Source organism: Neobacillus sp. NPDC097160 (assembly GCF_044762155.1).
Classification (GTDB): Bacteria; Bacillota; Bacilli; order Bacillales; family Cytobacillaceae; genus Neobacillus.
The window spans coordinates 1-14185 of the sequence record NZ_JBIWDU010000021.1 but is presented as its reverse complement, the minus strand read 5'-3'; the positions used below and the strand labels follow the sequence as shown (position 1 = coordinate 14185).

Annotated in this window: 12 protein-coding genes and 2 pseudogenes; 8 read left to right on the top strand and 6 right to left on the bottom strand. The window is 33.9% G+C overall.

The window, feature by feature from the left end; translation table 11 throughout:
* Together ACIQXV_RS24635 and ACIQXV_RS24630 are read left to right on the top strand one after the other, a co-directional pair.
* Nucleotides 1-773, top strand: a 773-nt coding sequence (locus tag ACIQXV_RS24635; RefSeq protein WP_402963345.1) for a G5 domain-containing protein, incomplete at its 5' end; no start/stop codon positions are given.
* Nucleotides 774-874: 101 nt separating this feature from the next.
* Nucleotides 875-1081, top strand: a pseudogene (locus ACIQXV_RS24630) (DUF4279 domain-containing protein); the annotation flags it as partial.
* Between the two features lie 534 nt (nucleotides 1082-1615).
* Here the strand turns inward: ACIQXV_RS24630 and ACIQXV_RS24625 are convergent.
* From ACIQXV_RS24625 to ACIQXV_RS24605, 5 genes are all read right to left on the bottom strand, one after another.
* On the bottom strand, nucleotides 1616-2254 hold the full coding sequence (locus ACIQXV_RS24625; protein ID WP_402963342.1) for an HD domain-containing protein: 639 nt from the start codon (nucleotides 2252-2254) through the stop codon (nucleotides 1616-1618).
* Nucleotides 2255-2390: 136 nt separating this feature from the next.
* The gene (locus ACIQXV_RS24620; RefSeq protein WP_402963339.1) at nucleotides 2391-3296 is read right to left on the bottom strand and encodes an SDR family oxidoreductase; all 906 of its coding nucleotides are present in this window, start codon (nucleotides 3294-3296) and stop codon (nucleotides 2391-2393) included.
* A gap of 21 nt (nucleotides 3297-3317) precedes the next feature.
* Nucleotides 3318-4070: an SDR family oxidoreductase gene (locus tag ACIQXV_RS24615; RefSeq protein ID WP_402963336.1), complete on the bottom strand. Its 753-nt coding sequence runs from the start codon at nucleotides 4068-4070 to the stop codon at nucleotides 3318-3320.
* A 718-nt stretch (nucleotides 4071-4788) separates the two neighbouring features.
* Nucleotides 4789-4914, bottom strand: a complete 126-nt coding sequence (locus ACIQXV_RS24610) for a hypothetical protein (RefSeq protein ID WP_402963333.1) — start codon at nucleotides 4912-4914, stop codon at nucleotides 4789-4791.
* Nucleotides 4915-5624: 710 nt separating this feature from the next.
* On the bottom strand, nucleotides 5625-6164 hold the full coding sequence (locus ACIQXV_RS24605; RefSeq protein ID WP_402963330.1) for a TetR/AcrR family transcriptional regulator: 540 nt from the start codon (nucleotides 6162-6164) through the stop codon (nucleotides 5625-5627).
* Between the two features lie 513 nt (nucleotides 6165-6677).
* Here ACIQXV_RS24605 and ACIQXV_RS24600 point away from each other — a divergent pair.
* The 3 genes and pseudogenes from ACIQXV_RS24600 (at nucleotide 6678) to ACIQXV_RS24590 (ending at nucleotide 9057) form a co-directional block, all read left to right on the top strand.
* Nucleotides 6678-7859: pseudogene (locus ACIQXV_RS24600) on the top strand (MFS transporter).
* A gap of 195 nt (nucleotides 7860-8054) precedes the next feature.
* Nucleotides 8055-8546, top strand: coding sequence for an RNA polymerase sigma factor (locus tag ACIQXV_RS24595; protein ID WP_402963327.1), 492 nt, complete (start codon nucleotides 8055-8057; stop codon nucleotides 8544-8546).
* A complete protein-coding gene (locus ACIQXV_RS24590) occupies nucleotides 8533-9057 on the top strand; it encodes a hypothetical protein (RefSeq protein WP_402963608.1) in 525 nt (174 codons plus the stop codon). The genes ACIQXV_RS24595 and ACIQXV_RS24590 overlap by 14 nt, the downstream gene beginning before the upstream one ends.
* Nucleotides 9058-10005: 948 nt before the next feature.
* Here ACIQXV_RS24590 and ACIQXV_RS24585 read toward each other — a convergent pair.
* Complete coding sequence (locus ACIQXV_RS24585) at nucleotides 10006-10644, bottom strand: HD domain-containing protein (RefSeq protein ID WP_402963324.1); 639 nt, start codon at nucleotides 10642-10644, stop codon at nucleotides 10006-10008.
* 700 nt (nucleotides 10645-11344) lie between these two features.
* Here ACIQXV_RS24585 and ACIQXV_RS24580 point away from each other — a divergent pair.
* The 3 genes from ACIQXV_RS24580 (at nucleotide 11345) to ACIQXV_RS24570 (ending at nucleotide 14041) form a co-directional block, all read left to right on the top strand.
* Nucleotides 11345-12256 carry a pyridoxamine 5'-phosphate oxidase family protein gene (locus ACIQXV_RS24580; protein WP_402963321.1) on the top strand — a complete coding sequence of 304 codons (912 nt, stop codon included), beginning with the start codon at nucleotides 11345-11347 and terminating at the stop codon, nucleotides 12254-12256.
* Between the two features lie 18 nt (nucleotides 12257-12274).
* Complete coding sequence (locus ACIQXV_RS24575; protein ID WP_402963318.1) at nucleotides 12275-12595, top strand: iron-sulfur cluster biosynthesis family protein; 321 nt, start codon at nucleotides 12275-12277, stop codon at nucleotides 12593-12595.
* Nucleotides 12596-13096: 501 nt separating this feature from the next.
* Nucleotides 13097-14041, top strand: coding sequence for a LysR family transcriptional regulator (locus tag ACIQXV_RS24570; protein ID WP_402963315.1), 945 nt, complete (start codon nucleotides 13097-13099; stop codon nucleotides 14039-14041).
* The last annotated feature ends 144 nt before the right edge of the window (nucleotides 14042-14185 follow it).

The following is a 14185-nucleotide window of genomic DNA, read 5'->3' as shown; positions in this document are numbered from 1 at the left end:
AAGGGGTAACAGTGATTGACCAAGTGGGTGAAGTTGGTCAGAAGGTAATCAAATATGAAGTAACCTACATTAATGGTGAAGAAGTTAACCGTGAAGTAAAATCAGAAGAAGTCACGAAGTCTCCAATAAATGAAATAGTTCGAATTGGAACGAAGGTTACAATACCTGAAGGTTGGAAAATGGAAAATGGAAAATGGTACTATTACGATAAAAACGGAACAAAAACTATAGGTTGGACTAAAGTAGGCAACACTTGGTATCACATGCAGAATAGTGGCGAGATGAACACGGGTTGGATTCAATTAGAGGGAAAATGGTATTACTTGAATCCTTCTGGTGCCATGCAAATTGGTTGGACTAAAGTAGGCAACACTTGGTATCACATGCAGAATAATGGCGAGATGAATGTAGGTTGGATTCAACAAGGCGGAAAATGGTATTACTTGAATCCCGCTGGTGCAATGCAAATTGGCTGGAGCAAAGTGGGCAACACTTGGTATCACATGCAGAATAATGGCGAGATGAATGTAGGTTGGATTCAACAAGGCGGAAAATGGTATTACTTGAATCATTCTGGTGCGATGCAAATTGGCTGGACCAAAGTAGGCAACACTTGGTATCACATGCAGAATAGTGGCGAGATGAACACGGGTTGGATTCAATTAGAAGGAAAATGGTATTATTTAAATTCGAGCGGTGCCATGCTGACAGGTACTGTGACTATCAATGGTAAAGTTTATGTGTTTAATAGCAGCGGTGTTTGGCTCTATTGACGAAACAATAAAAATGAAAAGCAATCTAGAGAACAGGATTTAATTGTTTTCTAGATTGCTTTTTAAATTTTGGGGATTATTTTTTTCGTGGATCAAGACAAAGTAAGCGGTTTGAAACGGTATGGAGCATGGAAACAGAAATGAAGTTACATTATGAAGAAAATATGGATAGTGAAGTTGAATCTCTTATTGCTCTGTTAAGACCACATATTAACTTAATTAATGAATACAAAGAAAAATATCAACTGACGTGTATTTTTTTATCCATTATAATTATTATAACGCCCAAACACCTGGAATGCGATTAGATTCAAACATAATTGCTTTTGCACATAGTATTGGGGCTATTATCGACATTTTAGTTAATTTAATCATACTTTATTCCAAGGCAACAGTCGGAATATTTAGTCCTTGTTTCCAACTTTTTTTGTCCTATACATTAACCGCCTAGCATACACATTTATGAAAGTTAATACCGCTCTTACCGATACAATAAAAAGGACAAAGCTATAACATTAGCAATAGCGGCCAGCTTGAACTTTTGCTCTCCTAAGGAGGGCTTTTTTTATTTATTCTATATGGGATCATACCAACTAAAAGCTCAAAACATACTCGTCATTCTAAAAAATTATTTGTCTTATTACTTCACTAACTGTTAGTTTGTCTTGCTTTTATGTCAAAAGCAAGACAAACTAAACAAAGTGTTTATTACTATAATTCATTATATTTTTATTTTAGTACCTTATTAGGAAGGGTACATATAGATGAATTCCTTTAATATTTCCCTTGGATACAAACTGGAAGTATAAACCTAGATCAAACAATTATGTTTTATTGTTTGATTAATTTTTCCAAGGTGAATGTAATATACATTCACAGAAATTTTTTTGTTTATAGTTCGGTTCAAAGAATTTAACGACATCAGCATTCATATTACCATAGGTAGTTTCTGGTTTGTGCTTAAAACCTTCATAGAATGCTGAAATCATATCTTGGTTGAAATTATTACGTGGGAATGCTTTTACAATTTCTTCTCTCAAGTCAGCTGGAAAATGTTCAAAACTTTTCCCTACAACATCTAAAGATACACCTGAGTTCAGTAATGATACTTCAGGTTCTTTATGTTCTGCTATACCAGTTGTTGTATGCAATGCCACTGCATCCCAGACAAGACGAATCGACTCATCTGGAACTTGATAATGTTGCAAAAAGCTTCTTGCAGCATTTGCACCATCTACTTCAAATCGTAAATCTGGACTACTATACTCCTTTGTTAACCCTAAATCATGGAATAATGCACTGATATATAGTAACTCTAAATCAAATTTCTTATTTGCCTTTTTTCCCGTAATGGCACCAAATAGAAATGAGCGATTTGAATGGTTCCATAATAAATCATTTCCGTGTTCTCTTAAAATATCTTGTGCTTCCCTTGCTAATATAGAATCCGGAATTTTAATACCTGCTACTTCATTAAGCATAATCTAAAACACCTTTCTAATTTAATAGTCTCTTCTAAAGAAGGAAATTCTGTTTCAAACCAGTGATGTGTACTAACTTTAGTTAATATGCAAGAAGGGAAAAATCAAGACTTCAATTTTATTCTCAATCATCAGTTTATTTTCCTGTTTTTGGAGTTAGTAGATCATCTAAGCCTACTCTAGTGAGGAATTCTGTTCGAATTCGATCAGCAACTATCGAGACCTCTTCTGAGCCATCATCCGCTGGATCAATGTGTACTCGATATGGTCTTTCACCTTTTGGTAGTGAAACAATACGTGCAATTTCATCAGATACCATGGATACATCAGCGTCCTCTGGGGAAATAGCAGCGAGCTTTTCACTTATTTGTTCTATTAAACCAGTGTACTTATCATCATATTCCTCTTGTACATGTTTGTCATGTGGCTGACCAGCGTTAAGAAAATGATTCGTTCCACTAGTAAATGAACCTGGTACTACGATTGAAGTTTCTATTCCAAAACGGGCCAGTTCAGCCGCATAAGATACTGCTAATGAGTCCATACCAGCCTTTGCAGCAAAATAAGGCGCTAAGTAAGGTGGTGTTCCACCTTTTACACTTGAGCTAGACACCCAAATAATCAAGCCATCTCCACGTTTCCGCATGTTAGGAAGCACAGAACGATTAACACGTTGAGTCGATAAAACATTTATATTGTACATTTCCGCTAGTTGTTCGGGAGTAAACGCCTCTGCTGGACCAACGACCATATGTCCGGCATTATGGATCAAGACATCAATATGATTATGTTCTGCTAAAATTTCTCTAACTGCTGAATCAACAGAATCCTGTGAATTCACATCCATTTCAATCGCTTTAATATTTACCATATGATCGGACGCATAATCGTTCACCGCTTTTACTTGAGGAGCATTACGCCCATCTGTTTCCCGCATACCCGCATAGACAATATGTCCAGCTCTTGAAAGTGTTCGAGCGGTAAGAGCACCAAATCCACTTGAAGCTCCTGTTATCACTATGACTTTTTGTTCACTATTCATTATCCATTCCTCCTAATCCAACTATGCAAGACCGCCATTTGAAAATATTACCTGTCCATTAATCCAACGTCCTGAAGTTGCTAAATATGTTACTGTGTCGGCAATGTCTTCTGGTGTACCTAGACGTTCAAGTGGTGCTGCTTTAGAAAGTTTATCGATTGTTTGTTCATCTTTTCCATCTAAAAATAATGGTGTTGCAGTTGGACCTGGAGCCACGGCATTAACAGTGATATCTTTACCACGCAATTCGCGAGCCAATATCATTGTCATTGATTCAACCGCAGCTTTACTTGCAACGTAAGCACCATATGTTGGAAATTGTGTACGAGTAACAGAAGTAGAAAAATTGATAATTGAACCACCTTTGCGAACACGTCGTGCCGCTTGTTGGGATATGACAAAAGTTCCTCGAATATTTGTGCGGTGCATTTTATCTAAATCAGCTAAGTTCATCTCTGCGATAGGGCTGAGTAACATGATACCTGCTGTATTAATTACGACATCAATACCACCAAATTTTTCTTCAACTATATCGAAAGCTTCATGCATAACTTTTTCATCTGCAACATCTCCACCTATACTAATTGCTTTTCCGCCTTGCTGTACAATCTCATCCACTATAGTTTCTGCTCTAAGCTTATTGCCAGAATAATGCACAGCAACAGCAAATCCATTTTCGGCTAATTTTTTTACTATGGCTTGTCCAATACCGCCAGAACCGCCGGTAACAAGTGCAACTCTCAAATCATGTGTTTCAATTAATTTTTTTGTCATGATATTTCCCCTTTGTTATAAAGTAGTCGAGAAAAGTTACAATTATTAATATTTGTTACTTCCCCGCGTCATTATTATACACCGATAAGTTACAAAGTAAATATTTTGTAACTAGGTGAGTATCCTGTATAATGAAACATAGAAAAACTAGGGGATTCCACAATGGCAATACTTACAAAAAGAGTAAGTTAAGATGGTCCTTATTCTAAATGAGTGCAGTATAGTACTGGACTCAACAGGATTTTCAGGTCCAAATTGAGATTCTTTAAATAATAGGGATGCTTTATTATTCTTGTTTTTTCATCCTATGCATCATTACAACTTTATTTTATCTACACAGTTGATTTTCAATACAATTAATACTTGCAAGCCAACCAACCTAAAGTAGATGGCTTTTTTGTTTTAGTCTTTTTTATCTGTATTACTTTTCTAGAAGAGGGGGAAAACTGTTCTGTGTAGTAACAGAACCAAATACCGAAATAAGCGTTACTAGCAATAAAATCACTAAGATAATACTATGATTATGCCGTGTTACTAGCGGTATAGGATGCATTATTAATTTCAGTAATTATTGGCATGCTAGACATATTTTTTAACAATAGATATTAAGCAGTGGCATTTTCTGAATCAATTTGATGATTAGAAGGTAAAACCCCACTCTTTAATTCCTTTTAATTAGGGAATTTCATGAGAGGTTTGTTTTTTTTTAGAAGCTAATCTATGAAAAATATTTCCGGGTATCTTCACGTATTTGTTTGGGTAGGACACGATTAAGCTCTTCGTTTAACCATGAAAGTTTTTTACTACGTAAATCATCACGCATTTTTTCTTCCGCAAAGAGCATCTAAATCCTCCTCCTAAACTAGTAATTTGCCAGTACTCCTAATTCCTCCATGCAGTGTCACAGCTTCGCTTGTTATACGAGATCTAAGTCCCAACAAGTCTTAAACATGTTTCTACAAGTAGGGGGCGAACCGTTTAGCTGACGAGGTCGAAGCCCCACGGGCAGTTACGTTCTACCCTGGCTGTAATAATAAGACCATATGAAAAATGGTCAACCAGAAATATCTGGTCACCATATAATACGAATGAGGCAGTTTAGTTGTACAAATGCCATTAGTATTTTTTAACAATCGGTCCGTGTCGTGTCATTTTTATATATGAAATTGTTAATAAGTACAATTATATAAATACTCGTAACCCCTCTTTAATATTATTCAGCAAAATAAAAATATAAAACTTTAGTGTATACATCAAAAAACGCCATTAAGATAATTCATTTGTTAATGGCGTTTTTTAAAACATCTTTTTTGAATTTATAGCTACATTTTTAAATCTTAATTAGAGAAAATCTTGAGAGTAAATTAATGGAATCTGTTGTCAAAAAACATAAATTGCTAACACCTAAACGACATTCAAATAATTCTGATTCTTAGGTTGAGAAAACAAGAATAATAATGCATCCCTATTATTTAAAGAATCTCAATTTGGACCTGAAAATCCTGTTGAGTCCAGTACTATACTGCACTCATTTAGAATAAGGGCCATCTTAACTTAGGGCAGTTTGTTTGCAATTAGCTTCCATACATTTTCAAAATCCTCCTTATAAAGCTCATTATCCCAACGGTCTGCAAAGTATGGATTATGGAAATATATAAATGCTGTAATAATAGCAGGGCCAGATTCTTTTAATCCACTAATGGATTCTGCTTTTTGCGCTAATAGTTTTAAGTGGTCATTAACGAGGATTTGAGTACCTTCTAAATAATCCGTATATAACCGAAACATACGTTTATCATCATGATAAAGCTTTTTCTTCGTAGTAGCCAGAAGCCAAAGCCAATCGTGAAGTGCAACAGCAGAACTTACATCTTTAGGAGCTTCCCATTCTAATAATTCCTTAGAAGTAATGTTTAACCACCTAAGTGCAAGTTGCTGCATTAGGTCCTCTTTATTTTTGTAATGTTTATAAAATGCAGCATGTGTAACCCCAAGTTCTTTTGCAATATCAGAAAGAGTGGTTTTTTGTACACTCTTTCTCATTATAATGTCTTCTGCAACAGAAAAAATCTTTTCTTTTGTAAGTATTGCCATTGTGGAACCCCCTAGTTTTTCTAAGTTCCATTATACAGGATACTCACTCAGTTACAAAATATTGACTTTGTAACTCATCGGTGTATAATAATAAATCGTGTCGTTAAGTTACAAATATTAATAATTGTAACTTCACTCAACTACTTAATAAAAAAGGGGGAAATGTCATGACAAAAAAATTAATTGAAACACATGATTTGAGAGTTGCACTTGTTACAGGCGGTTCTGGCGGTATTGGACAAGCCATGGTAAAAAAATTAGCAGTGAAAAAATAAAAGTCATAGTTATAACAGGAGCTTCAAGTGAATTTGGTGCCCTTACCGCTCGAACACTTTCAAGCGCTGGACATATTGTCTATGCGGGTATGCGGGGAAACAGATGGGCGTATTGACCCTCAAGTAAAAGCGGTTAATGATTACAAAACCTGCTAAATTATTTGAATGAAATAAGGCCATGGTTCAATTATTATTTTCCATTCAACTAATTTAAATAACATAATAAAGGAGAGATGAGATGTCAAAAACTTCTTCACATTCATTCCCATGGTTAGGGTTACTAGCCTTAACAATGGCAGGATTTATTGCAATCATGACAGAAACTCTTCCTGCAGGTTTGCTGCCGCAAATTAAAGCAGGATTAAATATTTCTGAATCGCTAACTGGTCAGCTAGTTACTTTATATGGTGTCGGTTCTTTAGTCGCCGCCGTTCCAGTTGCGTTAGCCACACAGGGATGGAGACGCCATCCGCTTTTACTTTTAGCGATTCTTATCTTTTTAATTTTTAATAGGGTTACGGCATTATCCACAAATTTTGTCTTAACACTTGTGTCTCGCTTTTTCGCTGGAATCGCTGCTGGTGTAGTATGGGGCATGATAGCAGGATATGCTATGCGCATGGTGCCTGAACAATTTAAAGGACGTGCAATGGCTGTAGCTTTGGCGGGTACTCCCATAGCTTTATCAATCGGTGTTCCTGCTGGTACATTCCTAGGTGCATTAATGGGATGGCGTTTAGTATTTGGAATTATGTCGATTTAATCACTTGTGTTAATTGGATGGATTCTTTGGAAAGTCCCAGATTTCCCTGGTCAGGCATCTGGAAAACGTACTTCGGTAGGCGAATTATTTGGCACGCCTGGTGTCATACCGATTCTGTTTGTTATTTTGGCTTGGATGTTGGCACACAATATTCTTTACACTTATGTAGCCCCTTATTTTGCTAGCGTTGGGCTAAAGAATTATGTTGAGATCGTATTACTTGTTTTTGGTTTGTCATCTCTAGTAGGTATATGGATAGTAGGAGCATTAATTGACCGATGGCTTCGACTAATGGTCCTAGTCAGTCTAATTGTATTTGCTGTAGCCTCTCTTTTATTAGTAATTAACAGCACTAATATCATGGTTGTTTTCTTATCAGTTGGTTTGTGGGGACTATCATTTGGTGGAGCAGGAACTCTGCTTCAAACAGCAATTGCTCACGCAGCCGGAGAGGCAGCGGTGGACATTGCCATTCCTATCAGTGCTACATTTTGGAATCTTGCAATTGCAGGTGGAGGGATAGTTGGAGGGATTCTTCTTGATATGATAGGAGCCCATTCTATACCATGGACATTATTCATTATTGTAATCATTGCCTTAGTGGTTTCATGGGGAGCAAAAAAACATGGTTTTGTAAAAAGTAGAAGTGAGAAATAATGAACAATTTAAAATACAGAAAACACTTCACTTTTAAAGGAGTGAGGATTCATCTATTACTGATGAGTTCGCACTCTTTTTTCTATTAATGTTTGTCATAAATGAACAACAAATCTATTTCAATTCTGGGAAAAAATTTTTCTGTTGCACGAATGAACGAAAATGAATCGTATTATAAAGTGAAGGAGGTTGGGTATGAAAACGTTCGCCGGCTTACGTGTTCATGAGATTGTTCAAACTTATAGCGACACCTTAATACGAATCGCTGTGCAGCAGACAAAAAATATGTCTGAGGCTGAGGATATTGTTCAAGAGGTCTATATGACTCTCATGAGACAGAAAAAACCCTTTGATAATGAAGCACATTTAAAGGCTTGGCTCATCAAAGTGACTTTTAATAAATGCAACGATTACTTTAAGTCTTCCCGTGTCAAGAAGACGGTACCGATAACAGAAGAGATGACCTTTATCGCAAAGGAGGAACAGAGTGTTCTCCCTGAAATTTTTGAGCTGGATCAAAAAGAGAGGGCCATTGTTTATTTACATTATTACGAAGGATACACGACTGCAGAAATTGCCGACCTATTAGAGATGAAAATAAACACGGTAGGCTCAAAGCTTAGAAGGGTACGAATGAAGCTAAAAATTATTTTAGAAGAAGGGAATAAGTGTGATGAGTGCTTATAAGAACGTGATGAAGCAGATTCATGCTTCCGAAGAATTTAAGAGTAAAATGCAAAAAGAGATGATGGAATATGAAAAAAAAGAAAAGAGGGTCTATATGAAAAATATAAGATTTATGGTTGGAAGTTTTGTAGCTTGTGCTGTAGTTGCTGTAGTTGCTGTAGTTGCTTTAACAAATATAAAAAACGATGCAGCACTAGATTTGACGGAAAGAATTGTGGTGGACAATTCAGGTTCTGCTACAAAAGCCGTGCTTAATATCGAAGGAGTTATAACAAAGGTTGGAAAAGATGGAATGAGCTTTACGTTGGATAACGGAATGAAAGTAGTAGTCACAGATAAAACAGAATTGGGGATAGATGGTCCAACAGCACCACCTAAAGAAGAACAGTTATTTGAGCCTACATTTAGAGTGGGTAATCAAATAGGTGGTTTTACGGAAGATACATCCGAAGATCCAGTTACTGCAGCAGCAATTTATACTAACTGGAACTTTGAAAATCCTATTCGATAAGGTTCCGTTAAATTTAAAATTCTCGAGCGCTAAGGGTGATCATTTTATAACAAGGGCTATTATGCAAAATAGGTAATCTGGAGCGTTCACATTGAAATAAATGGAATCCTTATTCAATAGGCTTTAAGTTTATTTGATAAAATAAAAAAATAAAATAAAGAGTACCACCTAGAACGTTGGTAATACAACGATTTAGGTGGCTTTGTAATTTACCAAACTTTTATTTTGGAATGTTTTTTAGTCATATCCGTAGAAAAATTTCTATCCTTTAATCATCATTTTAAAATATTTTACTTCTGGTTCTAGCAATAGAAAAAGCTTTTTGTATGATTAATTTCACAAGATAATATTATGAAAGGCGAGAGATAGTTTTGAATCAATGCCTAGATAAGAGACATTCAGCCTTACGAAATGCTGAAAGGATTGTGTGGAAATAGAATTAAAATGGCATTGTAAAAGAGGTATGATTGTTACCGTTAATCCCGAATAAGAATCTGAGTAGAAGCCTACATAAAAATATTAAGAGAAATGCAAATAGCAATGCATTTCTCTTATCGGCTCTTCAAATTTATATATTAACCGTGGTGAATGGTACTTTATAAGCTAACGGAAGCATTTGTTCAACAAGGCTTTGCACTGATCTTCTACAATCGGGCGCTTTAACGTAATAAGGAAATAAAAAAAGAGCCTAAAATATGCAAGTTTTTATGCACTACTTACGAATTTTGACTCCTTTTATATTCATTAAATATTTTACATTTAAGCATTTTTGAATTGCCCATATAGTAACAACCAGATGGAAGACCAACTCACCTTACTAATTATTTGTTTAACAATAAGAACAATCATGATAAGGATATATTGAAAAAGACCACTTCAGCAAATGAAGTGATCTTTTTCGTCTGTTCTTTATAATTCTACAGTTTCCACTAGTAAAAAGTTTAATAACTATTCCTTCCAAGGTGAGTGTAAAACGCAATCACAGAAATTTTTGCGTTTAAAGCCCGGAAGAAGAAGAGAACAAACATCTGCTTTAATGTTTCCAAAAGTAGTTTCAGGTTTATGAGCGAACCCTTCAAGGAAAGCAGGAAGGATTTTTTGCTTGAAATTATCCCGAGGGAAAGCAGATACAACTTGTTCACGAAGATCGTCTGAAATTTCGTCATATCCATCTCCCATAACATCATATCCTACTCCAGAATAAATTAATGAAACTTGAGGTTCTTTATATTCAGTAATTCCAATCGTTGTGTGAAGTGCAATCGCATCCCAAACCAATCTAATTGATTCATCGTCCATACCATGTTGTTGAAGAAAACTCCGTGCAGCATTTGCACCATCTACTTCAAAACGGTTATCTGGACTACTAAATTTCTTTGTAAGCCCAAGATCATGGAATAGGGCGCTAACATATAATAGCTCTTCGTCGTACTTAAGACCAGCTTTTTTACCTTGAAGAGCACCAAATAAATAAACACGATTTGAATGATTCCAAAGTAAATCATTACCATACTCACGAAGTATTTCTTGCGCCTCAACTGCTATTTTACTATCCGGAATTACGATACCTGCAACTGTTTTATGCATACAAATTGCCTCCTCTAAATAATTGATATTGTCCAATTTTACTGCTAGCTCATGAGCTTAACTAAATTATATAAAGTATCTATTATTCATCAATGCTATAATTTCTATCATTTCAATAGACGATATCTATGATTGAGATTTCAATAAATCATCTATAAACTAACTCAGATATCTACTTTTTATTTAAAAGCCTTGGGTTCCTCCTAAATTTGCTCCTAATACAAATATTTTTTGCCCTTTGTAATAGATGACATCTATCTTAATCATAGAAATGATAGGATTGATTAATTAATAACTGAGAGTTAAGATGAAGTTGCTCTACAAGATAGCAATACCAAATGATGAAGTATCTTTGATAGATAAAAATTTCATGAGAAGGGGTATATGAAGTATCTTGTAAATCTTGTTTTTAAACGTGTGGATACCTGTATATATTTAGCTTAGAACTTAAAAGTAATCATTTGGCTCCATTATGCTTTTGCAAAATAGGACTAGTGTAAAATGAAGTTATTTTTAATAAATAGCTTTCATTATTCTATGTTTAATAACAAAAACTAACGAAAGCTTGTTTATGACAAAGGATTATATTATCAATGTTTGCTTTTCGTTATTTGAGGAAGCTAATGTTTTTAATTTCATCTAAGTATATGAATATATTTTAGCTAGTTCACTATTCGAAAGTATATTGGAGGAATGATAAATGGAAGTTTTTCATTCTGGAGAGCGTACTGTACACAATATACTAGGTGTACAAAAAATCGCAAACTCTGCAAGTACAATGATTCAACCGAGAATGCCAAAAAAGTTTATGAATTTTTTAAATGGACAGAATTCATTGGCGATGTCTTCTATGGATCAAAGGGGGAGGGTTTGGAGTTCATTTTTAGCAGGAAATCCTGGTATCATACAAGCTATCGAACCCGACATAGTCAAAATTAATACAAAAATAATTGAAGGTGACCCTTTATTTTCAAATATTTCAAAAAACAGAGAAGTAGGAATTATAGTAATTGATTTTGCTTCCAGAATAAGAGTAAGAATAAATGGTAAGGTTTCGATGGTTTATCAAGATGGAAACTTTGAAATCAAAATTGAACAGGTATTCGGTAATTGCCCTAAATATATACAGGCGAGAAGATTCAATTATAAAGCTGTTGATGGAATTGTAAATAAGAAATTTCATCCGCGCAACACTTTAAATAAAAAGCAACAGAATTGGATTAGCGAATCCGATACTTTTATTATTGCAAGTTCAAGTTCTGAGGGAAAGATGGATACTTCTCATAGGGGTGGGATGCCAGGATTTGTTCATGTCATTAATGAAAAAACAATTGTGTTTCCGGATTACTCAGGAAACATGCTGTTCAATACCTTAGGAAATATTGTTCAAAATCCCAATGTTGGGTTACTGTTTTTTGATTTTAATAATGGGGATACATTACAAATCACAGGAGAAGCAAGTATCATTTGGAACATTGACAAAGATATTCTCTCAAAGTTCACTGGTGCTCAACGTTTAGTACAATTTCAAATAATTGAAGTACTTGAGGCATCTTGTTATAAATCTTATAATTGGGAATTTCTAAATTATTCTACTTTCAATCCAAGATAGAAAAGGCGGGAAAATAATATGGAAATTAATATTACTGTTACAGAAGCTGCTATTGAACATTTCAAAAGTTTAGAGACTAAATATCCTAACCATTTTCGATTTCTACAATATGAAATGGGAGGATGTGGACGTCCATTGGATGGGGTTGTAAGAATACAATTAATTAAATCAGATGTAAGTTTCGAAGAAATTCAGACAAACTGGAAATCATTTTATATAAACAAAGCTTCGTTAGCTTTTCTTGATGACAATTTAACTATTGATTTCTTTGAAGGATTTCAAATCAGAAGCTCTAGTCAAACTTATAGTTACAACATCCCTTTAGAAATTGAAGAATAAGGGTACTTATTGTTAAACATATAGAAATCTTTAAACTAAAAAGTAATATCAAATGAATAGCTGGATATTTTATAAGACCGTATGCTCTTTTTATAATATACATTCATACAATTAACATTTAAACTACGTTCACCATAACAAAAAGTAAAATAAATCATTTATATAGCAAACGAAACTTTATAAACAAATTATTTAGAGAAATCTTTGTAGAGGAAAGGCTATAAGACATTAAATATGGCTCACTAAATAAAACTTTATTGAATCTTGAGTAACAAAAACGTAATTTTCTCTAATAAATTTAATTAGAGAAAATTACGTTTTTTCATAAATGAAGGAATAGAGCATTTAGGCAATGGTAAAGGGAGAGTATAAAGCTATTATAAGGTTAAAAAATTAAGGATTTCTTATAATATGAGTAAAGATATGCAAAGAAATATATTTTTTTAAAAAAATAAATTAAGTCAATTAATATTGGACTTAAAAATAGGAGATTATTTTTATATGGAATTAAGACAGTTAGAGTATTTCATGACACTTTGTAAAGAACTTCATTTTACAAAAGCAGCTGATAAGTTGGGTATTACACAACCTACATTAAGTCATCAAATTAAAGTTCTTGAAGACGAAATAGGTATGCCATTATTTGACCGATTAGGAAAGAAAATAGCCATAACTGATGTTGGATCTATTTTAGCCAACGAATGTAAAAATATTTTTAATGCATTAGATAATGTAAAAGAACAAATCAGCGAATTAAAGGAGATAAAAGGAGGGAAAATTGCAATTGCCACTTTACCTGGCGAATTAACAGACTTAGTTTCCACCTTACTATTAGATTTTCATAAAAATTATCCAGAGGTAACAGTAAAAATTATAAGTTCAGATGAAATACTAGAATTAATAAACCAGAATCAGGTTAATTTTGCTGTTACAATTGATTCTTCCGAGTACGTATTCGAAGATGAAAAATTTGTAAAAATACGATTATACACAGAAGAGCTATTTTTAGTGGTATCAAATAACCATTCATTAGTTAATGAGAAAGAAATACAATTCTCAGAATTGAATAAATTACCATTAATCTTGCTCCCAGACAGTCATGAATGTAGAAAGTTATTGAATTATACATGTATATCACGAAAAATAAATTTGTATCCAATTATTGAGACCTCTAGTATCGAATCGTTATTCGAACTTGTTAGAAGTGAATTTGGAGTGACGATTGTATCGAAAACTTTACTTGATATTACTGTAGATAATGATTTATCAGCTATTCCTATAGTAAATCCTAATATAAGTAGGGAAGTTAACCTTATTTTGCGTAGAGATAAATTTATTGGGTTTGGCACTAGAAATTTTATCAAATTGCTTACAAATGAAATAACAAAATTGGGATTTCCCATTTCTGAACAAAGTAAAGAACAGATTAGAAAATTAATTAAATAATGATTGAAATTTGAGTAACTAGTAGAGGAATTATAGAACATATCTATGATTATGATAAAAAAAGCAACATTGTCCTATACTGTTATGGATTTATAATTAAATTAAAGTTTAAATTAGTTTGGCTTATCAATAATAATGTCTTTT

Excerpts from the sequence above, each read along its gene's own strand:
- ACIQXV_RS24595 (WP_402963327.1), top strand. The coding sequence starts at position 8,055 with ATGAAAACGTTCGCCGGCTTACGTGTTCATGAGATTGTTCAAACTTAT.
- ACIQXV_RS24620 (WP_402963339.1), bottom strand. The coding sequence starts at position 3,296 with ATGAATAGTGAACAAAAAGTCATAGTGATAACAGGAGCTTCAAGTGGA.
- ACIQXV_RS24610 (WP_402963333.1), bottom strand. The coding sequence starts at position 4,914 with ATGCTCTTTGCGGAAGAAAAAATGCGTGATGATTTACGTAGTAAAAAA.
- ACIQXV_RS24625 (WP_402963342.1), bottom strand. The coding sequence starts at position 2,254 with ATGCTTAATGAAGTAGCAGGTATTAAAATTCCGGATTCTATATTAGCA.
- ACIQXV_RS24580 (WP_402963321.1), top strand. The coding sequence starts at position 11,345 with ATGGAAGTTTTTCATTCTGGAGAGCGTACTGTACACAATATACTAGGT.
- ACIQXV_RS24570 (WP_402963315.1), top strand. The coding sequence starts at position 13,097 with ATGGAATTAAGACAGTTAGAGTATTTCATGACACTTTGTAAAGAACTT.
- ACIQXV_RS24585 (WP_402963324.1), bottom strand. The coding sequence starts at position 10,644 with ATGCATAAAACAGTTGCAGGTATCGTAATTCCGGATAGTAAAATAGCA.
- ACIQXV_RS24575 (WP_402963318.1), top strand. The coding sequence starts at position 12,275 with ATGGAAATTAATATTACTGTTACAGAAGCTGCTATTGAACATTTCAAA.
- ACIQXV_RS24615 (WP_402963336.1), bottom strand. The coding sequence starts at position 4,070 with ATGACAAAAAAATTAATTGAAACACATGATTTGAGAGTTGCACTTGTT.
- ACIQXV_RS24590 (WP_402963608.1), top strand. The coding sequence starts at position 8,533 with ATGAGTGCTTATAAGAACGTGATGAAGCAGATTCATGCTTCCGAAGAA.
- ACIQXV_RS24605 (WP_402963330.1), bottom strand. The coding sequence starts at position 6,164 with ATGGCAATACTTACAAAAGAAAAGATTTTTTCTGTTGCAGAAGACATT.